At 50.7% G+C, this 24,242-nt stretch carries 19 protein-coding genes; 6 read left to right on the top strand and 13 right to left on the bottom strand.

What is annotated here, in order from left to right; genetic code table 11:
- Positions 1–21: 21 nt before the first annotated feature.
- From phnC to ACJHYD_RS08230, 3 genes are all read right to left on the bottom strand, one after another.
- Positions 22–810 (bottom strand): phosphonate ABC transporter ATP-binding protein, encoded by a 789-nt coding sequence (gene phnC / locus ACJHYD_RS08240; RefSeq protein ID WP_001193403.1) that lies wholly within the window; start codon positions 808–810, stop codon positions 22–24.
- Between the two features lie 132 nt (positions 811–942).
- Complete coding sequence (gene yjdN, locus ACJHYD_RS08235; RefSeq protein WP_001550457.1) at positions 943–1,386, bottom strand: VOC family metalloprotein YjdN; 444 nt, start codon at positions 1,384–1,386, stop codon at positions 943–945.
- A gap of 159 nt (positions 1,387–1,545) precedes the next feature.
- On the bottom strand, positions 1,546–1,881 hold the full coding sequence (locus ACJHYD_RS08230; RefSeq protein WP_001300891.1) for a zinc ribbon domain-containing protein YjdM: 336 nt from the start codon (positions 1,879–1,881) through the stop codon (positions 1,546–1,548).
- A gap of 401 nt (positions 1,882–2,282) precedes the next feature.
- On the opposite strand from ACJHYD_RS08230, the gene crfC reads away from it, so the two are divergent.
- From crfC to pmrR, 4 genes are all read left to right on the top strand, one after another.
- Positions 2,283–4,511: a clamp-binding protein CrfC gene (gene crfC, locus ACJHYD_RS08225; protein WP_001550460.1), complete on the top strand. Its 2,229-nt coding sequence runs from the start codon at positions 2,283–2,285 to the stop codon at positions 4,509–4,511.
- Positions 4,508–5,386, top strand: coding sequence for a YjcZ-like family protein (locus tag ACJHYD_RS08220; protein ID WP_000169141.1), 879 nt, complete (start codon positions 4,508–4,510; stop codon positions 5,384–5,386). Before crfC ends, ACJHYD_RS08220 begins: the two co-directional genes overlap by 4 nt.
- Before the next feature lie 263 nt (positions 5,387–5,649).
- Entirely contained in the window at positions 5,650–7,152 is a 1,503-nt protein-coding gene (gene proP, locus ACJHYD_RS08215; RefSeq protein ID WP_001305708.1) for a glycine betaine/L-proline transporter ProP, read from the top strand.
- Between the two features lie 111 nt (positions 7,153–7,263).
- The gene (gene pmrR, locus ACJHYD_RS08210; RefSeq protein ID WP_000797657.1) at positions 7,264–7,353 is read left to right on the top strand and encodes an LpxT activity modulator PmrR; all 90 of its coding nucleotides are present in this window, start codon (positions 7,264–7,266) and stop codon (positions 7,351–7,353) included.
- Here the strand turns inward: pmrR and pmrB are convergent.
- The 7 genes from pmrB to melR all read right to left on the bottom strand — a co-directional run bounded on the left by pmrB (position 7,329) and on the right by melR (position 16,787).
- A complete protein-coding gene (gene pmrB, locus ACJHYD_RS08205; RefSeq protein ID WP_001052138.1) occupies positions 7,329–8,429 on the bottom strand; it encodes a two-component system sensor histidine kinase PmrB in 1,101 nt (366 codons plus the stop codon). The two genes, pmrR and pmrB, sit on opposite strands and share 25 nt — an antisense overlap.
- Complete coding sequence (basR, locus tag ACJHYD_RS08200; protein WP_000697915.1) at positions 8,430–9,098, bottom strand: two-component system response regulator BasR; 669 nt, start codon at positions 9,096–9,098, stop codon at positions 8,430–8,432. It lies immediately after the preceding gene.
- The gene (gene eptA / locus ACJHYD_RS08195; protein WP_001309144.1) at positions 9,095–10,738 is read right to left on the bottom strand and encodes a phosphoethanolamine transferase EptA; all 1,644 of its coding nucleotides are present in this window, start codon (positions 10,736–10,738) and stop codon (positions 9,095–9,097) included. The genes basR and eptA overlap by 4 nt, the downstream gene beginning before the upstream one ends.
- Before the next feature lie 103 nt (positions 10,739–10,841).
- Positions 10,842–12,179, bottom strand: a complete 1,338-nt coding sequence (adiC, locus tag ACJHYD_RS08190) for an arginine/agmatine antiporter (RefSeq protein ID WP_000093154.1) — start codon at positions 12,177–12,179, stop codon at positions 10,842–10,844.
- A gap of 136 nt (positions 12,180–12,315) precedes the next feature.
- Positions 12,316–13,077, bottom strand: a complete 762-nt coding sequence (gene adiY / locus ACJHYD_RS08185) for a DNA-binding transcriptional activator AdiY (RefSeq protein WP_001217059.1) — start codon at positions 13,075–13,077, stop codon at positions 12,316–12,318.
- A gap of 335 nt (positions 13,078–13,412) precedes the next feature.
- On the bottom strand, positions 13,413–15,680 hold the full coding sequence (gene adiA, locus ACJHYD_RS08180) for an arginine decarboxylase (RefSeq protein ID WP_076797591.1): 2,268 nt from the start codon (positions 15,678–15,680) through the stop codon (positions 13,413–13,415).
- 198 nt (positions 15,681–15,878) lie between these two features.
- Entirely contained in the window at positions 15,879–16,787 is a 909-nt protein-coding gene (gene melR / locus ACJHYD_RS08175; protein WP_001090758.1) for a transcriptional regulator MelR, read from the bottom strand.
- Positions 16,788–17,069: 282 nt separating this feature from the next.
- Here melR and melA point away from each other — a divergent pair, with 282 nt between their 5' ends.
- Together melA and melB are read left to right on the top strand one after the other, a co-directional pair.
- Positions 17,070–18,425, top strand: coding sequence for an alpha-galactosidase (melA, locus tag ACJHYD_RS08170; RefSeq protein WP_000986622.1), 1,356 nt, complete (start codon positions 17,070–17,072; stop codon positions 18,423–18,425).
- Between the two features lie 102 nt (positions 18,426–18,527).
- On the top strand, positions 18,528–19,949 hold the full coding sequence (gene melB / locus ACJHYD_RS08165) for a melibiose:sodium transporter MelB (protein ID WP_000028114.1): 1,422 nt from the start codon (positions 18,528–18,530) through the stop codon (positions 19,947–19,949).
- A gap of 138 nt (positions 19,950–20,087) precedes the next feature.
- On the opposite strand, the gene ACJHYD_RS08160 is transcribed toward melB, so the two are convergent.
- The 3 genes from ACJHYD_RS08160 to dcuB form a co-directional block, all read right to left on the bottom strand.
- Positions 20,088–20,717 (bottom strand): DUF2238 domain-containing protein, encoded by a 630-nt coding sequence (locus tag ACJHYD_RS08160; RefSeq protein WP_000198749.1) that lies wholly within the window; start codon positions 20,715–20,717, stop codon positions 20,088–20,090.
- A gap of 122 nt (positions 20,718–20,839) precedes the next feature.
- Positions 20,840–22,486 (bottom strand): class I fumarate hydratase, encoded by a 1,647-nt coding sequence (fumB, locus tag ACJHYD_RS08155; RefSeq protein ID WP_001550468.1) that lies wholly within the window; start codon positions 22,484–22,486, stop codon positions 20,840–20,842.
- A gap of 77 nt (positions 22,487–22,563) precedes the next feature.
- Positions 22,564–23,904: an anaerobic C4-dicarboxylate transporter DcuB gene (gene dcuB / locus ACJHYD_RS08150; RefSeq protein ID WP_000899522.1), complete on the bottom strand. Its 1,341-nt coding sequence runs from the start codon at positions 23,902–23,904 to the stop codon at positions 22,564–22,566.
- Positions 23,905–24,242 lie beyond the last annotated feature (338 nt).

Here is a 24,242-nt window from a genome sequence, read left to right as displayed (position 1 = left end):
TTTTCCTCAATGATGGGGATGTCAGGCAGCTTTCGCGTTCTCTTCGACGCGGTTGATGCTGCGATAGAGATGATCAAAGCGTTCGTTATCAAACTGTTGGCTGCTGCCGTCGTAGAAGACGTGCCCCTGACGCAGGGCGACGATGCGTTCGCAGTAGCGCAGGGCGTAATCCACCTGATGCAGCGTGACGACCACGGTGATGCCGTCGTTCTGGTTGATGTCGCGCAGGGTGTCCATCACGATGCGCGCTGATTCCGGGTCCAGCGAGGCGATGGGTTCATCGGCCAGAATCACCTTCGCCTGCTGCATCAGCGCACGGGCAATCGCCACACGCTGCTGCTGTCCGCCGGAGAGGGTGGAAACGCGCTGATGGGCAAAGTGCACCATGCCAACGCGGGTCAGCGCCTGTAACGCGCGCTGTTTCTGCTCGCGAGTGAAGTAGCTAAAACAGGTGCGCCAGAATGGCGTGCTGCCGAGCGCGCCAATCAGCACGTTCTCCAGTACGCTCAGGCGATTCACCAGGTTGAATTGTTGGAAGATGTAGCCGGTGTTGGCGCGGCTTTTGCGGATATCGCGGGCCAGGCGGCCTTCGCGCTGGACTGTGCGGCCCAGCAGCTCGATATGGCTACCGGCAGATTTATCGCCGGTAATCAAACCGCTTAAGTGACGTAAAAGGGTGGATTTGCCGGAACCCGACGGCCCAAGCAGAGCCACCATTTCACCGTGATGAATGTTCAGATCAACCGCGTGCAGCGCCTGATGCTGATTGAAGGTTTTGGCGAGCTTCTCGACACGGATAATCGTTTGCATGATGCAGCCTCCCTAAAAAAGTGGCTCCATCGTGGCGGATTATTGTGACGATTTTGTTAACTAAAAGTGACTAACGGATGAAGAGTTAACGAGATTTCGATGACAGTGCGGGAGGGCGGCCCTCCCGGCGGGTTAGTGCGTTGGTTGTTGTTTGACGACATTAATCATCCACGGTACGCCAAATTTATCGGTGACTTTGCCGAAGCCATGCGCCCAGAAAGTTTCCTGCCAGGCCATTTCGATTTTTCCGTTAGCGGCAAGGTTGTCAAACCAGCGTTTTCCTTCTTCGACCTGTTGCGAATCGAGCACCAGCGTAAAGCCGGAGTAGCTGGCTTTTCCTGACGGTATAGCATCGCTCATCATGATATCGCTTCCGGCAATGCGCACATTGGCGTGGGCGATGGCGGTATCGGGAAATTGCATTCCGGAAGGGCAGTTCTTGGCGCTGTCCTGCGCTGATTTTGGCATTTCGCCGAAGCTGATTTTATAGAGCAGTTCAGCGCCCAACGTACGTTGATAATAAGCAATTGCGTCGGCACAGTTACCGGCAAAAGAGAGGTAGGGACTTAACGGCATGATGGTGACCTCAGTTAAGAGAAGCCACTTAAGTGTAGTTCGAAATTTATACAGATGAGAGGGAAGCCTGATAAGACGCGGTCAGCGTCGCATCAGGCAGTCGGCATCGTTGCCGGATGCGGCGCGAGCGCCTTATCCGGCTTACCGATCACAATACAATCAGTTCTTTTTCACAAACTCAGATTTCAGTTTCATCGGACCAAAACCGTCGATTTTGCAATCGATGTTATGGTCGCCTTCAACCAGGCGGATGTTTTTCACTTTGGTGCCAATTTTCAGCATCGAAGAGCTACCTTTCACCTTCAGATCTTTAATGATGGTAACGCTGTCGCCGTCAGCCAGCAGATTGCCGTTAGCATCTTTAACGATCAGCTCGTCGCTTTCCTGTGCAGGTTCTGCGTCGTTCCATTCGTAGGCACATTCCGGGCAGATGTACATGCCGTTATCTTCGTAGGTGTATTCGGAGTTGCATTTTGGGCAGTGTGGTAATGACATGTGGATTTCCTCAAAAGTCAGCAGGGCAAAAGCGCCAAAAAACGGCAGATTGCCGAAAAAGGCCGCAATTATACACAAAATCCCTGAGTTTGTCGGGGGTACTGCTGATTTTAGACGACGATCGTTTTCATTTGAAAGGAAACGCAAAAAGAAAATAATCTTTTTGCCTCCATTTATTATTTAAGATAAGGTTAATGCTCTACTTGTTCTTTTTTTAATTCAAATGATATTTTTATCTTTCTGACGTTTTAAACGTATCGGAAGACGTTATTTATTCTAATAAAAAACAACACTCTAAATATAAAATTATTTCTTGCAGTAATTATAAAAGCCGAAAACAGAACTCAAAAACAATCTGGCTAAATAAAAGTAACAAAATTTGCTTTAAGGAAGAATTTTCTATGTACACACAGACCCTGTATGAGTTAAGTCAGGAGGCTGAACGCCTGTTACAGCTTTCTCGCCAACAGTTGCAGTTACTGGAAAAAATGCCTCTCTCTGTCCCCGGAGACGATGCGCCACAACTGGCTTTACCCTGGAGTCAGCCTAATATCGCCGAACGTCACGCGATGCTGAATAATGAGTTGCGTAAAATTTCCCGACTGGAAATGGTGCTGGCGATTGTCGGTACCATGAAAGCAGGGAAATCAACCACCATTAATGCCATTGTTGGTACGGAGGTTTTGCCTAATCGTAATCGCCCAATGACTGCGCTGCCGACGCTTATTCGCCATACGCCCGGGCAAAAGGAACCGGTACTGCATTTTTCACATGTCGCGCCAATCGATTGTTTAATTCAAAAATTACAACAGCGCCTGCGTGATTGCGATATTAAGCATCTGACCGATGTGCTGGAAATAGATAAAGATATGCGTGCGCTTATGCAGCGGATCGAAAATGGCGTCGCTTTCGAAAAATATTATCTGGGTGCCCAGCCTATTTTTCATTGTCTGAAAAGTTTGAATGATTTGGTGCGACTGGCGAAGGCGCTGGACGTCGATTTTCCTTTTTCTGCTTACGCCGCCATTGAGCATATTCCCGTGATTGAAGTGGAGTTTGTCCATCTGGCGGGGCTGGAGAGTTATCCCGGTCAGTTGACGTTACTGGATACCCCCGGGCCAAATGAAGCCGGGCAACCGCATCTGCAAAAAATGCTTAACCAGCAGCTGGCTCGCGCCTCGGCGGTACTGGCGGTGCTGGATTATACGCAACTGAAATCGATCTCCGATGAAGAGGTCCGTGAGGCGATTTTGGCGGTGGGGCAATCGGTGCCGCTGTATGTGCTGGTCAATAAGTTCGATCAACAGGATCGTAACAGTGACGACGCCGACCAGGTGCGGGCACTGATTTCCGGGACGCTGATGAAAGGCTGTATTACGCCACAGCAGATATTTCCGGTGTCGTCGATGTGGGGCTACCTGGCGAATCGGGCGCGCCATGAGTTAGCCAACAACGGTAAGTTACCACCGCCAGAGCAACAACGCTGGGTGGAAGATTTTGCCCATGCCGCGCTCGGCAGGCGCTGGCGTCATGCCGATCTGGCTGACTTCGAACATATTCGTCATGCTGCCGATCAGTTGTGGGAAGATTCGCTGTTCGCCCAGCCAATTCAGGCGTTGCTTCATGCCGCTTACGCTAACGCCTCGTTGTATGCTCTGCGATCTGCCGCGCATAAACTGTTGAATTACGCGCAGCAGGCGCGGGAATACCTGGATTTTCGTGCGCACGGGTTAAACGTCGCTTGTGAACAATTGCGGCAAAATATCCATCAGATCGAAGAAAGTTTGCAGCTATTGCAACTCAATCAGGCGCAGGTGAGCGGCGAGATTAAACATGAAATCGAGCTGGCCCTGACCTCCGCCAACCACTTTCTGCGTCAACAGCAAGATGCGCTGAATGCGCAGTTAGCCGCCTTGTTTCAGGATGATTCGGAGCCGTTAAGCGAGATTCGTACCCGCTGTGAGACACTGTTACAGACGGCGCAGAACACCATTAGTCGCGACTTTACGCTGCGTTTTGCCGAGCTGGAATCCACCCTTTGCCGGGTGTTAACCGATGTTATTCGCCCCATTGAGCAACAAATCAAAATGGAATTGAGCGAGTCAGGGTTTCGTCCTGGGTTTCATTTTCCTGTTTTTCACGGCGCAGTTCCCCACTTCAACACTCGCCAGCTGTTCAGTGAAGTCATTTCGCGCCAGGAAGCAACGGACGAGCAGAGCACGCGTTTAGGCGTTGTGCGTGAGACTTTTTCGCGCTGGTTGAATCAGCCCGACTGGGGACGGGGAAATGAGAAATCCCCGACAGAGACGGTTGATTACAGTGTGTTGCAACGAGCATTAAGCGCAGAAGTCGATCTTTATTGCCAACAAATGGCTAAAGTTCTGGCAGAGCAGGTCGATGAATCTGTTACGGCAGGCATGAATACTTTTTTCGCTGAGTTCGCTTCATGTTTGACGGAATTACAGACGCGTTTACGCGAAAGCCTGGCTCTGCGTCAACAAAATGAATCGGTGGTCAGGCTGATGCAGCAGCAATTGCAGCAGGCTGTGATGACTCACAGCTGGATTTACACCGACGCTCAGCTGTTACGCGATGATATTCAAACACTTTTCACGGCAGAACGATATTGACCAAGACGTTACTGGACGGCCCCGGTCGCGTGCTGGAGTCGGTTCATCCGCGCTTTTTAGTGGATCTGGCGCAGGGCGATGATGCCCGCCATCCACAAGCCCATCAGCAGCAGTTTCGTGAACGACTGATGCAGGAACTTCTTGCGCGTGTGCAGCTTCAGGCATGGACGAACGGCGGGATGTTAAATGCGCCGCTTAGCCTGCGTCTGACATTGGTGGAAAAACTGGCTTCGATGCTGGATCCAGGTCATCTGGCGCTGACGCAGATCGCGCAACATCTGGCGCTGCTGCAAAAAATGGATCACCGCCAGCACTCTGCTTTCCCGGAGCTCCCCCAGCAAATTGCCGCCTTGTATGAGTGGTTTTCAGCCCGTTGTCGCTGGAAGGAAAAGGCGTTAACGCAACGAGGCCTACTGGTGCAGGCAGGTGATCAGAGCGAGCAAATTTTTACCCGCTGGCGTGCTGGGGCGTATAACGCCTGGTCGTTGCCTGGGCGCTGTTTTATCGTTCTGGAGGAGTTGCGCTGGGGGGCATTTGGCGATGCCTGCCGTCTGGGAAGCCCGCAAGCGGTGGCGTTGTTGCTGGGTGATTTGCGCGAGAAAGCGACACAACATCTGGCAGAGAGTATCAATGCGGCACCGACCACGCGTCACTATTACCATCAGTGGTTTGCCTCTTCGACCATTCCGACGGGCGGGGATCATGCTGATTTTTTAAGTTGGCTGGGAAAGTGGACCACGGCAGATAAACAACCCGTTTGCTGGTCAGTGACCCAACGCTGGCAAACTGTCGCGCTGGGGATGCCACGACTCTGTTCAGCGCAGCGTCTGGCGGGGGCAATGGTCGAGGAAATCTTCTCTGTAAATTTGGTGTAAATAATCAGTTACATCAATGAGTCCTAAACGAAATCCATGTGTGAAGTTGATCACAAATTTAAACACTGGTAGGGTAAAAAGGTCATTAACTGCCCAATTCAGGCGTCAACTGGTTTGATTGTACATTCCTTAACCGGAGGGTGTAAGCAAACCCGCTACGCTTGTTACAGAGATTGCATCCTGCAATTCCCGCTCCCCTTTTGCGGCCGTCGCGCTGATTTTTCTGGCGTTTGCGGAAATGGGCCAACTCTGCGAGGAAAGCTATGCTGAAAAGGAAAAAAGTAAAACCGATTACCCTTCGTGATGTCACCATTATTGATGACGGTAAACTGCGTAAAGCCATTACCGCAGCATCACTGGGTAATGCAATGGAATGGTTCGATTTTGGTGTTTATGGTTTTGTTGCTTACGCATTAGGTAAAGTTTTTTTCCCGGGGGCTGACCCCAGCGTGCAGATGGTTGCTGCACTTGCCACTTTCTCCGTTCCCTTTCTGATTCGACCGCTTGGTGGACTCTTCTTTGGTATGTTGGGCGATAAATATGGTCGCCAGAAGATCCTCGCTATCACTATTGTGATTATGTCGATCAGTACGTTCTGTATTGGCTTAATACCGTCCTACGACACGATTGGTATTTGGGCACCGATTTTGCTGTTGATCTGTAAGATGGCACAAGGTTTCTCGGTTGGTGGTGAATATACCGGGGCGTCGATATTTGTTGCGGAATACTCACCTGACCGTAAACGTGGATTTATGGGCAGCTGGCTGGACTTCGGTTCTATTGCCGGGTTTGTGCTGGGTGCGGGCGTGGTGGTGTTAATTTCGACCATTGTCGGCGAAGCGAACTTCCTCGACTGGGGCTGGCGTATTCCGTTCTTTATTGCTCTGCCGTTAGGGATTATCGGGCTTTACCTGCGCCATGCGCTGGAAGAGACTCCGGCGTTCCAGCAGCATGTTGATAAACTGGAACAGGGCGACCGCGAAGGTTTGCAGGATGGCCCGAAAGTCTCGTTTAAAGAGATTGCCACCAAACACTGGCGCAGCCTGTTGACATGTATTGGTCTGGTAATTGCCACCAACGTGACTTACTACATGTTGCTGACCTATATGCCGAGTTATTTGTCGCATAACCTGCATTACTCCGAAGACCACGGGGTGCTGATTATTATCGCTATTATGATCGGTATGCTGTTTGTCCAGCCGGTGATGGGCTTGCTGAGTGACCGTTTTGGCCGTCGTCCGTTTGTGCTACTTGGTAGTGTTGCACTGTTTGTGTTGGCGATCCCGGCGTTTATTCTGATTAACAGTAACGTCATCGGCCTGATTTTTGCCGGGTTACTGATGCTGGCGGTGATCCTTAACTGCTTTACGGGCGTTATGGCTTCTACCTTGCCAGCGATGTTCCCGACGCATATCCGATACAGCGCGCTGGCGGCGGCATTTAATATTTCGGTGCTGGTTGCCGGTCTGACGCCAACACTGGCGGCCTGGCTGGTCGAAAGCTCGCAGAATCTGATGATGCCTGCCTATTACCTGATGGTAGTGGCGGTGGTTGGTTTAATCACCGGCGTAACCATGAAAGAGACGGCAAATCGTCCGTTGAAAGGTGCGACACCGGCGGCGTCAGATATACAGGAAGCGAAGGAAATTCTCGTCGAGCATTACGATAATATCGAGCAGAAAATCGATGATATTGACCACGAGATTGCCGATTTGCAGGCGAAACGTACTCGCCTGGTGCAGCAACATCCGCGAATTGATGAATAAGCTGAAACGGATGGCCTGATGTGACGCTGTCTTATCAGGCCAATTGAAGTCTTAAGGTTCACTTAATCTCTGACGCGCATACTCTCCTCCAGGTTAACGGAGGAGAGTGCAATGAAAAACCGTGTTTATGAAAGTTTAACTACCGTGTTCAGCGTGCTGGTGGTCAGCAGCTTTCTTTATATCTGGTTTGCCACGTACTGATCTTTCTTCAGCCGTACCCAGGCCCGCGTGCCGGAAGTCTCTTGCCGGTTTTGCAGGAAAAACTGCCCGTGATGCAACTGTGTAATGCGGCTGACAATACTTAACCCCAGACCAATCCCGCCATAACGGCTGTCCATACGTACAAACGCTTTACTCAACTCCCCGCATTTACTCTCATCAATACCCGGTCCTTCATCTTCAACGGCCATGACCGCTCCGCCATCTTCTTGCAGCTTAATCATAATGTTGCTGCCTTGCGGGCTGTAACGATGGGCGTTTTCTACCAGGTTTCGCAATAACATCCGCAGCAGGGTTGCATCACCCTGAACGGTGATGTCGGCGGCGCTCTCTGGCAATAGCAGGGTTTGCTGTCGCTGGTCGAGCATGGTACTGAGTTCGTCATACGAGGGGAGAATGACATCTTCCAGCAGTTTTACATGTTGATAATTACCGGAAGAAAATGACTGTCCGGCACGCGCCAGTTGCAGCAGCTGGGAGACACTCTCCATCATCTGATCAAGTCGAGCCACTAACGGTGCTACATCAATGTGATGCGTTTTCGCCAGCAGTTCCAGATGCAAACGCACCCCCGCCAGTGGCGTTCGCAGTTCGTGCGCGACGTCAGCGGTAAACAACCTTTCGTTATCCAGCGTGCTGGTCAGGCGACTGACCAGATCGTTCAACGCCGAAACCACCGCTTCGATTTCGAGGGTGGCGCTGTGAATGGCAATAGGCGTTAAGTTGTCGGCGGTGCGCGCTTCCAGCTCTTTTTGCAGCTCCGCCAGCGGCCGGGTGATGCGGCGTACCGCCTGATAGCAGATAAATAGCGTCAGGCTGACCATAAAGACGCCGGGGACGATCAGGCTGGCGACCGCCTCGCGGATCTCACGCATGATGTGGCGATCGTTGTTGCGATTGTCGCGTAGCGCCTGCTCAAACAGCTGAATCTGCTCGGTACTTTCATGCCATAGCCAGAAGACGCTGATCAGCTCAAACACCAACAAAATGGCCCCAATGGTCAATATCAGCCGTTGGCGCAGCGATATTGGTCGGCGCAGAAAACGCATCAGATTCAATTAGTTTTCCTCATTCGCGACCAGCATATAGCCAAAGCCGCGCACGGTGCGGATACGGGCTTTGCCCACTTTGTCGCGCAGATTGTGGATATGCACTTCCAGGGTGTTGGTCGAGGGTTCATTGTCCCAGTTATAGATGTCGTTGTAGAGAATTTCCCGATGCACCGGACTGCCTGCTTTGAGCATTAACCGTGACAGCAGAGCATATTCTTTGGGCGTCAGAATCAACTCTTCACCGCCCATCCATACCTGACGGCGACCCATATTCAGCGTCAGATTGCCAACAATCAGCTCACTTTCGCCCTGATTATTATGGCGTCGTAGCAGGGCGCGGATACGGGCGTGTAACTCTTCCAGCGCAAAAGGCTTCACCAGATAGTCATCGGCACCGACATCCAGCCCGGCGATTTTGTCGGTCAGCGTATCGCGAGCGGTGAGGATCAGTACCGGCAGGGTGTATTTTTTCTGCCGGATACGGGCGAGAAAATGCAGTCCATCTTCGTCGGGTAACCCTAAATCCAGTACCACCAGGCTGTAATGACCGGCCTCAAGGCTTTGTTCCGCCATCCGCGCGGTTGTCACGCCATCGCACGCGTAGCCTTCGGTTTGTGCCGCCAGAATCAATCCCTGCAATAACAGCGTATCGTCTTCAACAATCAGAATTTTCATTCACTCACTCTCCTGCAAGTTTGCAGAATATCATCCGCAGCCTGGTAATACTTCGTCTCAACGCCAGTTAATCCCAATAGCGTGGAGAATAAATTATCTTGTGAATAGTGTTGCGTTTGCGCCTGTTTTTGCAGGCAGTTCTGGTCAACCTGATACCGTTTTTGATAATCCTCCGACAGCCACAGCAGCATTGGCACCTGTTTTTGGCTATCCGGGGCGATGGCATAAGGCAGACCGTGCAGATAGATGCCATTTTCACCTAACGACTCACCGTGGTCAGAAAGATAAACCAGGCTGGTGGTAAATTTATCCTGATGTTCTTTCAGCAGATTAATCGCTTTATCAACAATATAGTCGACGTAAACCAGCGTGTTGTCGTAAGTGTTCACCAGTTGCTCTTTGGTACAGGTCTGGATCTCGTTAGTGTCGCAGGTTGGGGTAAATTTCCTGAACTGCGGCGGATAGCGGTTGTAATAGGTCGGACCGTGGCTGCCGATGGTGTGTAAGACAATCACGCCATCACCCTGCAGGTTATTGATGTACTCTTCCAGCCCGTGGAACAGCACTTCGTCATAGCATTCGCCGTTGATGCACTGACCAGGCAGATTCAGCGCGGTGACGTTCTGGTGAGGCACGCGGTCGCAGGCACCTTTACAGCCGCCATCGTTGTCATTCCACAGCACGTTGATGCCCGCTCGCTGAATGATATCCAGCACGCCTTCCTGGTGCTGTGCCAGCTCTTCTTTGTAGTGCTCTCGCGGCATATCCGAGAACATGCACGGTACTGAAACTGCCGTTGCCGTGCCGCAAGATGCGGTATTAGGGAAATAGACCACGTTATCTTTCGCCAGCCGCGGGTTAGTTTCACGCGGGTAGCCATTGAGGGAGAAGTTCTCCGCCCGCGAGGTTTCGCCGACAATCAGGATGGTCAAATTTTTACGTGTCTCGTTCTGCATTAATGGGTTGCGGTGCGCATCTTCACCAATTCGCACCAGCGGCAGATTTGCCAGTCGCTGATGGGAGTACCATGACCAGCTGGCAACAATGCTGTTAGAGGGGCTTAAGGACTTCACCAGCTCTTTGTTGTTGCGGAACAATGAGGCGTAGTCTTTATAAAACAGTGCGGCGACCAGCAAAATCAGCAGTACAGACACCAGAATATTGGCTCCACGGAAAAGAACACTGCGCAGGCGCGAGGTGGCAGGTTTGATTTTAATCCAGCAGGCAATCAGCGCAGCAAGCACGCCGCTGAATCCCAGCGTTAATAACATTTGCGGTGTCATCAACGCATAACTTTCTGCCGGAGTGGTATCAATAATATTGGCTATCATCGAGCGGTCGATGACGATGCCGTAAGTCATTATGAAATATTGTGCAGCTGCGCCGACCAGAATAAACAGGCAGGCCAGCGGTCGATTAAGCCATAAGAAAGAGCTTAGTGTCAGGACAATATTAATCACGCTGAAGGCGACGACCGGCATCGACAAGAAAACCAGTACGTTATGCAGCGAGTCCAGCGGCAGCGCCTGCAACACCTGTTTAAAAAAGGCAATATTCAGGCAGATAGAGATATAAAAAGCGGCCAACAATAGCCAGGCGAGTAAATTCAAAGAGGGTCTTTTTAGTAGGCGCTTCAACATCACGGTGTTTCCATCGAACAAAGTGCGCATATGCTCGCAAAGCAAAATTAAGCCAACCTTAAGTTCTTAAGGTTGGCTTTTATGTTTGCTTGATTAAGGGGAATTAATCTTTGCTTATTGGTGCATCTAAGGGATACGGGTTTTTATGCAGCCGGTTGTAATTCAGCGCATACATGGCGGTGATTACCATCAGGGTGACAAATGACCACATAACCTCTTTCGCCCCGGACCCGACCACGGCCCAGATGCAGTAGAGGAAGGCAATGGTAGTCACTGCCAGATATGCCGGGCGTGCTTTACCAAAGTGACCGTGGCCGAGCAGCAGTAACGCCGCACAGGTGTAAAGATATGGCACCAGTGTAAAGATGACCGACACGGAAGACACCAGACCGAACTCTTTAGTCGCGTTTGGCGAAATGCTACTGAGCTGGAAGATGGTCATCAAAATACCGACGATAATCAGCCCTGCCACTGGCGTACCCGCTTTATTTACACGGGCAAAAATCGGTGGGAACAGTCCGTCATCGGCAGCGGCTTTCGCCGTTTGACCCGCCAGCAACGTCCAGCCGCCCAGTGAACCTAAGCAACCCGCAGCTGCGCAGAAGGAAACAATGGCCCCGGCGGTGTCACCCAACGCCATCCGTGCGGCATCACCGAATGGCGAGGCAGAAACGCGCAGTGCGGCATTAGGGATCATCCCCATAATCGCGGTGGTGGAGAGCACATAGCAAACGGCGGCAATCAATACCCCACCAATGGTGGCGATAGGGACGTTGCGTTTCGGGTTTTTCACCACACCTGCGGCAACGGAGGCACTTTCCACACCGATGAACGACCACAGCGTAACGTTAAGGGTACTTTGAATCGCGCCGAAGGTGCCCAGGCCGCTGACGTTCCATGCCGCCATATAGGTTTCACCACGGAACCAGAACCAGCCAAATACGGCAATCCCGACGATGGGGATCAGCGCCAGCACGGTGGCAACGGCCTGCACACGGGTGATCATTTTCGGACCGACAATGTTCAGCAGGACGAAGATCCACAGCACCACGACGCAGGTGATGGTTAATACCAATGGATCTTTCAGAATCGGGAAGAAGTAACTTAAATAACCTACGCCAATGACCACCATGGCGATATTGCCGATCCAGCAGGCCAGCCAGTAGAGGACGTTGGTTTGATAACCGAGAAACGGCCCAAAGCAGCGGCGGGCGTAAGCGTAAGAACCACCAGGACTTGGGTCGAGGAACGACATTTTGGCGTATACCATCGAGAGCCCCAGCGCACCGATAATCGTCACCAACCATCCATAAATGGCAATCCCGCCAGTGGAGGCCAGGTTTGCAGGTAACAGAAAAACACCTGACCCCATAATATTCCCCGACACCATCAGGGTGACGGGGATTAAGCCCACTTTGTGAGCATCAGCATCCGAAGACATAATTAAACTCCTGCGAAGGCGAGCTTCGTGACAATAAATTACGTCATATCATACGCCTGCATTCGATAGTTGAATTATTATCGACCGGGTTATCGCTGATGCCGTTATTAATATAGCTCTTCGTTAAGGTTAAAAATCAGGCGACAGTGCGTTCTCTGTGCTGACTAACATAATGCAGAGGCGTCATACCGTAGAAGTCTTTAAAGACAGAAATAAAGTACGACGTACTGTTGTAGCCGCAGGACTGTGATACCTGAGAGATATTTTTACCGTCCATCATTAATTCATTTACGGCATAACGCATGCGGCAGGTGGTGATTATTTGGCTATAACTGGTGTTTTCGCTTTTCAGCTTTTTCTTTAACAGACTTGGGCTAAGACATAAACAACTGGCTACCATACTAAGATTCCAGTCTTTGTGGATATCGCTTTCAATAATTTGATAAACGCTGTCACTTACACAATTACGTAACATATACATCATTAGTGAAAGGAATTTTTTACTGTCGAGAAAACGGGATAGCACAGTGAATAATAATGCACGTGTTCGTTCCTTTTCTGACTCAGTTTCAGCGGGCATCATGCTATGTTGCGCGGCAACGCGAAAGACGTCTGGCGTCAGGCATGGCAGAGTGAGGATGGGCGTAGCGCTACGTTGCCATACTGGTATTTGCGAGAGATCTTTATTCAGAAACCGGAGGTAATCTTTGATGATGTCGTGACTAATATGAGCAACCAAAGTGTTATTAAGAGAGGAGACGTCGATAATATTATTTTCACAATTTAATAACGCCATATGGTTAGCTTTAAGGCTAATAGGTTCTTTCCCATTCACCCTTATCCAGACATCTTTTTCAGTCAATAAAACAATACAAGGTTGGTCGCTGCAAATCCTCATACATGTACTCCTGAGTGCGAATAAAAGACCAGTTCTCGCTAAAGCAAAGCGATACCGGGAAATGGTTATATAATTGTATGATGAATATAAACATGCATAAAAATAACGAGTTTTACTAATATTACAAATTTTTATAGTAATTTCTCATGTACATATTTTTTTACAGGCTAAAAAAAGGATAAATAACAGGCAAAAAAAAGCGCGGGGTGGGACCGCGCAAAAAGCATGACATTTTTTGTTTGCAGCAATTTTTATGAAAACGTTGCCATACTTAAAAGGCCTCAAGCCAGGCGGCGTAATGTTATTTAACAATTACGCCTTCAGCGGAATAGTGGTTACGCTTTCACACACATAATGTGGTAAATACCGTCAATAATTTCTGTCCCTTCTGTTTCGTGTTCAAACCCAGGGAAATGATGGTCCCAGGATTGCAGCGAGCGTAAATAACTTACTTGCGGACTGTTTTTATCGCCGAAGTTTTCACCAGACAGCAGCATCGGGATTCCTGGCGGATACGGGATAACTGAGTTTGCCGCGATGCGTCCTGGCAGATTTTCAATGGATACCAGTTCGACATTGTTGTCGACAATCGCGTTGTACGCTTCACGTGGGGTGATTTCCGCCACCGGCAGGCCGGAATAGGCTTCGTTCAACCGTGCGCCAGGGTTGTTTTCTTTCAGCCAGGCAAACATGGTGTCACCCAGATCGTGAATCCCCATGTTCGCGTAAGTGTCAGGATATTGTTCAACAAGTTCCGGCATCACCTGCGCCAGCGGTGTGTTGGCGTCATAGTGGCGTTTGAAGGAGCAAAGGGTGTTAACCAGAGTCCCCCATTTCCCACGGGTTATGCCCATAGAGAACAGGAACATGATTTGGAAGTCAGTGGTGCGGGTAGGCACAATGCCGTGGCGACCAAGCCAGGCAGTGACCAGCGCCGCCGGAACACCGGTTTCTTCCAGTTCACCATCTTCACCCATTCCCGGAGCAAGGATGCTGACTTTAATTGGGTCGAGCATACTCCAGTTATCCGGAATATCTTTGAAGCCGTGCCAGCTTTCGCCCGGATGCATGACCCAGCAGTCCTGAACGGTGGTCAGCAGTTTGGTTGGTGCGTCAGCAAAGTCATAGGTTTTGCCGGTTTGTGGGTCGGTGACGACTTCTTTGTTCCACGGTTTGAAGAACCAGCTACCGTCAGCGGTGAACTCTTTATACAGCCGCGCCATCGCCTGACGGAAATCAACCGCTTCGTCGATCACTTCCTGAGTCAGTGACAGGCCGCTGTTGCCGTCCATCATCGACACCGCCACGTCGTTGGATGCGCAGATGGCATACAGCGGGGAGGTGGTGGCATGCATCATGTAGGCCTGGTTGAAGCGGGAGAAGTTAATCGCCCCACGACCTTCACGTACATGAATATAAGAGGCCTGTGACAGCGCATTCAGCAGTTTGTGGGTGGAGTGGGTGGCGAAAACGGTAGGGCCGTTGTGATCGCCAGGTTCGCCGCGCATGGCATAGTGATCGGCATAGATCGGGTTGAAACGTGCATAGCCGTACCAGGCTTCGTCAAAGTGCAGACGATCGGAGGTTTTTTCCAGCAGATCCTGCGCTTCTTTAGCGTTATAACACACGCCGTCATAGGTGCAGTTGGTCACCACGCAGTAAGACGGTTTTTGCCCGGCTTTGTCTTTAGTCAGCGGGCTTTCACTGATTTTCTTCTGCAAGGTTTCAGGTTGCATTTCCTGCGGATAGATTGGCCCGATAATGCCGTAGCGGTTGCGGCTTGGCACCATGTAGACCGGTTTCGCGCCTGTCAGCATCAAGCCTTGTTCGATGGATTTATGGCAGTTACGGTCAACGACCACGACATCGTTATCGGTCATGCAAGCCTGCATGATGGTGCGGTTAGAGCCGGAAGTACCGACGACTACCGACCAGGAGCGATCGGCACCAAATACGCGTGCGGCATATTTTTCGCTTTCGCCAAATGCGCCAGTATGGTCAAGCAAAGAACCGAGGGAAGTGCGTTCGATGCCCATGTCGGTGCGGAACAGGTTTTCACCATAGTAGTCATGGTAGAAACGTCCGGCGGGTGTTTTGGTAAAACCAACGCCACCCTGGTGGCCTGGCGCTGCCCAGGAATATTCATGGATGTCGCTATATTTCATCAGCGCGCTGAACAGTGGCGGCAACAGCTGCTGGCGGTAGCGGGTCATCGCGGCAACGGCGCGTCCGGCGATAAAGTCGGCGGTATCTTCCAGAATCCAGGCGAATTCATCGACAAGCTCCAGCAGATCCCGGTCCATTGCGGCGAGGGCTTTTTCCCGATCGCCCAACAGGAAGACCGGCACGTTTTGTTGGCGCTCATGAAGCTTACCGATCAATTGTCTGACGTTTTGATGTTCGTCCGGATGTTCCATTTGATAGCTGAACATCAGGCAGTCAATGGCTTCGTTTGAAGAGAGAATGGCAAAACCATCATCAAAGGAGGTGGATTTAATCACGGTAACATTTTGCTGGCTTAAAGCATCTGCCAGACGCTCAACGGCGTTACCGACCCAGGTGTCTTGATGGAGAAACTCGCTTTCAACAATTAATACTTTCATCATTGCTTACCCGGTTATGAAGGAATCTTCGTTGCGGGCAAGTATCTTCCGGCCTTTTCGGGCTGTAAAGCGCGTGAAAAACAAACATTTTTGAAATATTTATTTTTATAAACAATATGTTATGTGATTATTTTAAATTATTTTCACTGCTTATTATCGACGGCTAAACTATTTTTTTGGCTGATACTGATATCGTCTTTAGCCGGGAAACGTCTGGCGGCGCTGTTGGCTAAGTTTGCGGTATTGTTGCGGTGACATGCCGACATATTTGCCGAACGTGCTGTAAAAACGACTACTTGAACGAAAGCCTGCCGTCAGGGCAATATCGAGAATACTTTTATCGGTATCGCTCAGTAACGCGCGAACGTGGTTGATGCGCATCGCGGTTATGTACTGTTTCATCGTCAATTGCATGACCCGCTGGAATATCCCCATTGCATAGTTGGCGTTAAGTTTGACGTGCTCAGCCACATCGTTGATGGTCAGCGCCTGATCATAGTTTTCGGCAATAAAGCCCAGCATCTGGCTAACATAAAATTGCGCATGGCGCGAGACGCTGTTTTTGTGTGTGCGCGAGGTTTTATTGACCAGAATCGGTTCCCAGCCAGAGAGGCTAAATCGCTTGAGCATCAGGCCAATTTCATCAATGGCGAGCTGGCGAATTTGCTCGTTCGGACTGTTCAATTCCTGCTGCCAGCGGCGCACTTCAAACGGGCTAAGTTGCTGTGTGGCCAGTGATTTGATCACCATGCCGTGAGTGACGTGGTTAATCAGGTCTTTATCCAGCGGCCAGGAGAGAAACAGATGCATCGGCAGATTAAAAATCGCCATGCTCTGACAGGTTCCGGTATCTGTTAGTTGGTGCGGTGTACAGGCCCAGAACAGCGTGATATGACCCTGATTGATATTCACTTTTTCATTGTTGATCAGGTATTCCACATCGCCATCGAAAGGCACATTCACTTCGACCTGACCATGCCAGTGGCTGGTGGGCATGATATGCGGTGCGCGAAACTCAATCTCCATCCGCTGGTATTCCGAATACAGCGACAGCGGGCTGCGGGTCTGTTTTTCGTCGCTGCTGCACATAAACGTATCTGTATTCATGGATGGCTCTCTTTCCTGGAATATCAGAATTATGGCAGGAGTGAGGGAGGATGACTGCGAGTGGGAGCACGGTTTTCACCCTCTTCCCACAGCGGCGAGGGGAGCGTCCGAGCATCATGAGGCCGAAAACTCTGCTTTTCAGGTAATTTATTCCCATAAACTCAGATTTATTGATGCTTCACGTAGGATCTGAGTTTATGGGAATGCTCAACCTGGAAGCCGGAGGTTTTCTGCAGATTCGCCTGCCATGATGAAGTTATTCAAGCAAGCCAGGAGATCTGCATGATGTCTGCACCCAAAATTACATTTATCGGCGCTGGTTCGACGATTTTCGTTAAAAATATTCTTGGTGATGTGTTCCATCGCGAGGCGCTGAAAACGGCGCATATTGCCCTGATGGACATTGATCCCACTCGCCTGGAAGAGTCGCATATTGTGGTGCGCAAGCTGATGGATTCAGCAGGGGCCAGCGGCAAAATCACCTGCCACACCCAACAGAAAGAAGCCTTACAGGATGCCGATTTTGTCGTGGTGGCATTTCAGATTGGCGGTTATGAACCTTGCACGGTGACTGATTTCGAGGTCTGTAAGCGGCATGGTCTGGAACAAACCATTGCCGATACGTTGGGGCCGGGCGGTATTATGCGCGCGCTACGTACCATTCCGCATCTGTGGCAAATTTGCGAGGACATGACGGAAGTCTGCCCCGATGCCACCATGCTCAACTACGTTAACCCAATGGCGATGAATACCTGGGCGATGTATGCCCGCTATCCGCATATCAAACAGGTAGGGCTGTGCCATTCGGTGCAGGGAACGGCGGAAGAGCTGGCGCGTGACCTCAATATCGACCCGGCTACGCTGCGTTACCGTTGCGCAGGTATCAACCATATGGCGTTTTACCTGGAACTGGAGCGCAAAACCGCCGACGGCAGTTACGTGAATCTCTACCCGGAACTGCTGGCGGCTTATGAAGCAGGGCAGGCACCGAAGCCGAATATTCATGGCAATACTCGCTGCCAGAATATTGTGCGCTATGAAATGTTCAAAAAGCTGGGCTACTTCGTCACGGAATCGTCAGAACATTTTGCTGAGTACACACCGTGGTTTATTAAGCCAGGTCGTGAGGATTTGATTGAGCGTTATAAAGTACCGCTGGATGAGTACCCGAAACGCTGCGTCGAGCAGCTGGCGAACTGGCATAAAGAGCTGGAGGAGTATAAAAACGCCTCCCGGATTGATATTAAACCGTCACGGGAATATGCCAGCACAATCATGAACGCTATCTGGACTGGCGAGCCGAGTGTGATTTACGGCAACGTCCGTAACGATGGTTTGATTGATAACCTGCCACAAGGATGTTGCGTGGAAGTAGCCTGTCTGGTTGATGCTAATGGCATTCAGCCGACCAAAGTCGGTACGCTACCTTCGCATCTGGCCGCTCTGATGCAAACCAACATCAACGTACAGACGCTGCTGACCGAAGCCATTCTTACGGAAAATCGCGACCGTGTTTACCACGCCGCGATGATGGACCCGCATACTGCCGCCGTGCTGGGCATTGACGAAATATATGCTCTTGTTGACGACTTGATTGCTGCCCACGGCGACTGGCTGCCTGGCTGGTTGCACCGTTAAAACGCGACTAAACGCTACTGCGCCGGGGGATTTATTCCGGCGCACACTTCTGACGATACCAATAACAGAAGGCGGGCGTTGGTAACAACGACCCGATACCCTATGAGCATTTCAATGACTACAAAACTCAGTTATGGATTTGGAGCGTTCGGGAAGGATTTTGCGATCGGCATTGTGTATATGTACCTCATGTATTACTACACCGATGTCGTCGGGCTGTCTGTGGGTTTGGTCGGTACTTTGTTTCTGGTGGCGAGGATCTGGGATGCTATTAACGATCCGATTATGGGATGGATTGTAAATGCTACGCGATCGCGATGGGGTAAGTTCAAACCCTGGATCCTGATCGGTACGTTGGCAAACTCTGTAATCTTATTTCTCCTCTTTAGTGCGCATCTGTTTGAAGGTACTACTCAGATTGTCTTTGTTTGCGTGACCTACATCCTCTGGGGCATGACTTACACCATTATGGATATTCCCTTCTGGTCGCTGGTTCCAACCATAACGCTCGATAAACGTGAGCGCGAACAACTGGTTCCTTATCCGCGTTTTTTTGCCAGTCTGGCGGGCTTTGTTACGGCAGGTGTGACGCTACCATTTGTTAATTATGTCGGCGGTGGCGATCGGGGATTTGGCTTTCAGATGTTCACTCTGGTACTGATCGCCTTTTTTATTGTTTCAACCATCATCACTCTGCGCAATGTGCATGAAGTCTTTTCGTCAGACAATCAACCGTCTGCTGAAGGAAGCCATCTGACACTTAAAGCCATCGTTGCGCTTATTTATAAAAACGATCAGCTTTCATGCCTCTTGGGTATGGCTCTTGCTTATAATGTAGCCAGCAATATTATTACCGGCTTTGCTATCTATTATTTCTCATATGTTATCGGTGATGCGGATTTGTTCCCCTATTATCTGTCGTATGCGGGAGCTGCTAATCTGGTGACGTTAGTATTCTTCCCACGCTTAGTTAAATCATTATCCCGACGCATTTTATGGGCCGGAGCATCTATTCTTCCGGTGTTAAGCTGTGGTGTTCTCCTGTTAATGGCATTAATGAGCTATCACAACGTCGTCCTCATTGTGATTGCGGGTATCTTGCTGAATGTGGGAACGGCGCTTTTCTGGGTATTACAGGTCATCATGGTGGCAGATACCGTTGATTACGGTGAATATAAACTGCACGTACGCTGTGAAAGCATCGCTTACTCCGTGCAGACTATGGTGGTGAAGGGCGGTTCAGCCTTTGCGGCTTTTTTCATTGCGGTTGTGTTAGGGATGATTGGCTATGTACCGAATGTTGAACAGTCTACGCAAGCCCTATTAGGTATGCAGTTTATTATGATTGCTCTACCGACTCTGTTTTTCATGGTAACGCTGATTCTCTACTTCCGTTTCTATCGCCTCAATGGTGACACGCTGCGCAGGATCCAGATCCATCTGCTGGATAAATATCGCAAAGTACCGCCCGAGCCTGTTCATGCTGATATTCCGGTCGGTGCAGTGAGTGATGTGAAAGCCTGACGTGGACAATAGCTAACGAAAATGGCCTGATGCGATATGTTTATCAGGCCATGTCTTAATGTAATGCTTTGGATTTGCAAATTTTGTAGACCGGATAAGGAATTCACGCCGCATCCGGCGTCAACAAAGCGCACGTTGTTATCCGGTTATCAAGCCAAAGCGCCGTAGCTGGCGGCAATGAAAGCGAGCGAGAAATATCACCGTCGTTAATGCGCCAAGCAGCGCGCAGAACATATCGGATTGCGTGTCCCACTGGTCGCCCTGGGTGCCGAGAAAATCATCCGCTCCCTGGCCCATTGCCAGCGCCGCCCACCACTCGATTAATTCATACATCGCGCTTATCGCCAGCGCCACGCAGCAGACCAGAAACGCCACCATCTTATGTCCGCGAACGTACATACCGCGCACAAGGATCTCTCGTGCCACCAGTGCAGGCACCAGCCCCTGGAAAAAATGCCCCAGTTTGTCATACGGATTACGGCTCAACCCCAGCCATTCCTGCACCTCAAAACCAACGGGGACTTTCGCGTAGGTGTATTGTCCGCCGACCATCAGGATGATGGCGTGAAAGAAAATGAGCGTATAGAGCAGCGGCGTTAACGGATAACGTCTGGCGGTGGCAAGCAGTAGCGGCACGACAATAATCACCGGTGTCACTTCCATCAGCCAGGTGAGTTTGTCATGGGCCGAAATGCCGGTATAAATCAGGATTAACGTTAGCGCCAGTGCGCCGGTGTTAAGAATTAACGGCTTGAGTGTGCGGGTCATGGTGAGTTCGCAAGTCAGGGAAAATACTGACTATTCACCAGCAAGCGTGAAATTACAATCGCAAAAGAGGTGGCCCAGGGGGATCACCTGGCAGCATGCTGCCAGGCGCTGGGCCGAAGAGGTTACTTAGTGCAGTTCGCGCACTGTTTGTTGACGATTTGCTGGAAGAAGTCGTTACCTTTGTCATCGACCAGGATAAACGCCGGGAAATCTTCTACTTCGATTTTCCAGATAGCTTCCATACCCAGCTCCGGATAAGCGACGCATTCCAGATGCTTGATGCTCTGCTGCGCCAGTACCGCCGCCGGACCGCCGATGCTACCGAGGTAGAAGCCGCCGTGTTTATGACACGCGTCGGTAACCTGCTGGCTGCGGTTGCCTTTCGCCAGCATGATCATGCTGCCGCCGTGGGATTGCAGCAGATCCACGTAGGAGTCCATACGACCTGCGGTGGTTGGGCCAAGTGAACCTGATGGATAACCGGCAGGGGTTTTCGCCGGACCCGCGTAGTAGATCGGGTGATCTTTGATGTACTGCGGCAGTTCTTTACCGGCGTCAATCAGCTCTTTCAGCTTGGCGTGTGCAATATCTCGACCCACAATAATGGTGCCGGTGAGCGACAAGCGGGTGGATACCGGGTATTGCGAAAGCTGGGCGAGGATCTCTTTCATCGGGCGGTTAAGGTCAACTTTCACCGCTTCGCCTTCACCGGCCTGGCGCAGTTCTTCCGGAATGTACTGGCCTGGGTTGTGTTCCAGTTTTTCGATCCAGATACCTTCGCGGTTGATTTTCGCTTTAATGTTACGGTCAGCGGAGCAGGAGACGCCCATGCCTACCGGGCAGGATGCACCGTGACGTGGCAGACGGATAACGCGAATGTCGTGCGCGAAGTATTTACCACCAAACTGCGCGCCAAGACCGAGTTTCTGGGCCTCTTCCAGCAGTTCCTGTTCCAGCTGGACATCGCGGAACGCCTGACCATGTTCGTTCCCTTCCGTCGGCAGTTCATCGTAATAGTGAGCGCTTGCTAACTTGACGGTTTTCAGGTTGGTTTCCGCAGACGTACCGCCAATCACAAACGCGATATGGTACGGCGGGCAGGCTGCAGTACCGAGGGTACGCATTTTCTCAACGAGGAAGTTTTTCAGTTTGCCGGGAGTCAGCAGGGCTTTGGTTTCCTGGTAGAGATAGGTTTTGTTGGCAGAGCCGCCGCCTTTAGCGACACAGAGGAATTTGTACTCATCGCCATCTACCGCGTACAGGTCGATTTGCGCAGGCAGGTTAGTGCCGGTGTTGACCTCTTTGTACATGTCCAGCGCCGCATTCTGTGAATAGCGCAGGTTGTCTTCGATATAGGTGTTATAGACGCCTTTCGACAGCGCTTCTTCATCACCGCCACCGGTCCACACGCGCTGGCCTTTTTTACCGACGATGATCGCAGTGCCGGTGTCCTGGCAGGTCGGCAGCACGCCTTTGGCGGCGATTTCGGAGTTTCTTAAGAATTGCAGCGCCACGTACTTGTCGTTTTCGCTGGCTTCTGGATCTTGAAGAATAGCCGCGACCTGTTTCTGGTGTGCCGGGCGGAGCATGAAAGAAGCGTCGTGAAAGGCTTGCTGCGCCAGCAGAGTCAGGGCTTCTGGTTCCACTTTCAGGATTGTTTCGCCGTCGAAGTCGGCAACGCTAACGTAATCGGAAGTGAGTAGATAGTATTCGGTATTGTCTTTCCCCATCGGGAAAGGTGCCTGGTAGATAAAGGGTTTGTTTGACATAGCTTCCAGCCTGTAACTCTGTATTTGTTATTCGAAAATGGCGTGCCGCGTAGTCACGGGCGGCACGCAAAGTGCATTTATAAGAACCCGTACATCGCGGCGAAGATCCAGCCGAAGACGCACGATACGCTCACACCAATCAACCCCGGCAGAATAAAGCTGTGGTTGATGACGAAGCGACCGATGTGGGTGGTGCCGGAACGGTCAAACTGAATCGCTGCCAGATCGCTCGGATAAGTCGGCAGGATGTAATAACCGTAGCAAGCCGGTGCTGAAGCCACGATGTATGCCGGATCAACGCCGATCGCCAGCGCGACCGGAACAATCGCCGCCAGCGCCGCAGCCTGAGAGTTTACAAACTTGGAAACCAGCAGCAGAACAATGGCATAGGCCCACGGATACTCTTTCACCATTTCACCCAGTACGCCCTGAATTTCAGACATATGCGCACCGAACATGGTTTCAGCCATCCATGCGATACCGTACACCGCCACGATGGCGATCATACCGGAACGGAAGACTTCGTTTTTTGAGATAGACGCGGGATTGGTTTTGGTCAGGATAATAATCAGCGCCCCGGTAAGCAGCATAAACATCTGAATAACCAGTACCATCGACAGCGGTTTGCCACCGAAGGATGGACGCAGGTCCGAATCAGCACCAAGAAGTGCGACTACAGCGATTGCCCCGAGGAAGATCCACATTGCAAGCCAGTTGCTTTTCGGCAGTTTTTTATCGAGCAGCGTCGCGGTATCACCGTAAACATACTCACGGTTTTCCGGTACGGAGATGAATTTCTGGAACTCTTCGTCTTTATCCAGATCTTTACCGCGGAACCAGCTGAAGATACCGATCGCCAGGATACCGATTAACGTCGATGGAATGGTGATTGCCAGCAGGTCGAGGAACTCAAGATGGCGACCATCAAAGGTGACATTACCCAGCATCGCAACCAGAGACACGACTGCAACCGACACCGGACTGGCGATAATCCCCATCTGTGCACCGATAGAACTTGCCGCCATCGGGCGTTCCGGACGGATGTTGTTCTTAATGGCGACGTCGTAGATGATCGGCAGAATGGTGTAAACCACATGACCCGTACCGCAAAGAATGGTCAGCGTACAGGTCACAAACGGCGCGACAATTGAGACATATTTCGGGTTGCGGCGCAGCAGCTTCTCGGCAATTTGCAGCATGACATCAAGACCGCCCGAAGCTTGCAAGGTCGCCGATGCCGCCACCACCGCAATGATAACCAGCATGACATCAACCGGTGGTTTACCTGGCTGAAGGTGGAAGACGAAGACCAGAATGACCAGACCGATACCGCCTAATAAACCCAGCGCGATACCACCCTTTCTGGCACCATAAAACAGACATATCAGTATTATGATAAGTTGGATAGTAAATAACATGTGTGAACCCTCGCGATAATCCTATTTAAATTTTTGCTGAATAGATCACAGTCACGTTCTGTTTTGTATGAACTGTTTTCAGAGCCTGACTAAATATCCGTTTGGTCGTTACCGGCTTTAGCAAATACCTCACAGTGAATATTGGCTGATTAAAGCAGCGGCAAATTTATGCACTGTGATAAGCGGCTTTTTCAGAGAGAAAAACTCTCTGGCGATGGGTTTATAGTTTGTACTGCGCAGATGTTAATGTTTTGTTTGCTATTATCTTATTGATATTTATCGGTCTATTTTTTGTTCTCAGGGCAGATATCATTAGGTATATAGATTAATCTGATCTA

Origin of the sequence: Escherichia sp. WS1368 (assembly GCF_046487485.1) — a bacterium.
In the GTDB taxonomy this organism is placed as follows: domain Bacteria; phylum Pseudomonadota; class Gammaproteobacteria; order Enterobacterales; family Enterobacteriaceae; genus Escherichia; species Escherichia coli.
The sequence above is the reverse complement of the archived record's forward strand: the minus strand, read 5'-3'. Positions and strand labels throughout refer to the sequence as shown.

Coding starts and splice junctions, on each gene's coding strand:
- melA (WP_000986622.1), top strand. CDS start 17,070: ATGATGTCTGCACCCAAAATTACATTTATCGGCGCTGGTTCGACGATT.
- phnC (WP_001193403.1), bottom strand. CDS start 810: ATGCAAACGATTATCCGTGTCGAGAAGCTCGCCAAAACCTTCAATCAG.
- yjdN (WP_001550457.1), bottom strand. CDS start 1,386: ATGCCGTTAAGTCCCTACCTCTCTTTTGCCGGTAACTGTGCCGACGCA.
- melB (WP_000028114.1), top strand. CDS start 18,528: ATGAGCATTTCAATGACTACAAAACTCAGTTATGGATTTGGAGCGTTC.
- melR (WP_001090758.1), bottom strand. CDS start 16,787: ATGAATACAGATACGTTTATGTGCAGCAGCGACGAAAAACAGACCCGC.
- adiA (WP_076797591.1), bottom strand. CDS start 15,680: ATGAAAGTATTAATTGTTGAAAGCGAGTTTCTCCATCAAGACACCTGG.
- eptA (WP_001309144.1), bottom strand. CDS start 10,738: ATGTTGAAGCGCCTACTAAAAAGACCCTCTTTGAATTTACTCGCCTGG.
- basR (WP_000697915.1), bottom strand. CDS start 9,098: ATGAAAATTCTGATTGTTGAAGACGATACGCTGTTATTGCAGGGATTG.
- dcuB (WP_000899522.1), bottom strand. CDS start 23,904: ATGTTATTTACTATCCAACTTATCATAATACTGATATGTCTGTTTTAT.
- adiY (WP_001217059.1), bottom strand. CDS start 13,077: ATGAGGATTTGCAGCGACCAACCTTGTATTGTTTTATTGACTGAAAAA.
- pmrR (WP_000797657.1), top strand. CDS start 7,264: ATGAAAAACCGTGTTTATGAAAGTTTAACTACCGTGTTCAGCGTGCTG.
- fumB (WP_001550468.1), bottom strand. CDS start 22,486: ATGTCAAACAAACCCTTTATCTACCAGGCACCTTTCCCGATGGGGAAA.
- crfC (WP_001550460.1), top strand. CDS start 2,283: ATGTACACACAGACCCTGTATGAGTTAAGTCAGGAGGCTGAACGCCTG.
- adiC (WP_000093154.1), bottom strand. CDS start 12,179: ATGTCTTCGGATGCTGATGCTCACAAAGTGGGCTTAATCCCCGTCACC.
- ACJHYD_RS08160 (WP_000198749.1), bottom strand. CDS start 20,717: ATGACCCGCACACTCAAGCCGTTAATTCTTAACACCGGCGCACTGGCG.
- ACJHYD_RS08230 (WP_001300891.1), bottom strand. CDS start 1,881: ATGTCATTACCACACTGCCCAAAATGCAACTCCGAATACACCTACGAA.
- proP (WP_001305708.1), top strand. CDS start 5,650: ATGCTGAAAAGGAAAAAAGTAAAACCGATTACCCTTCGTGATGTCACC.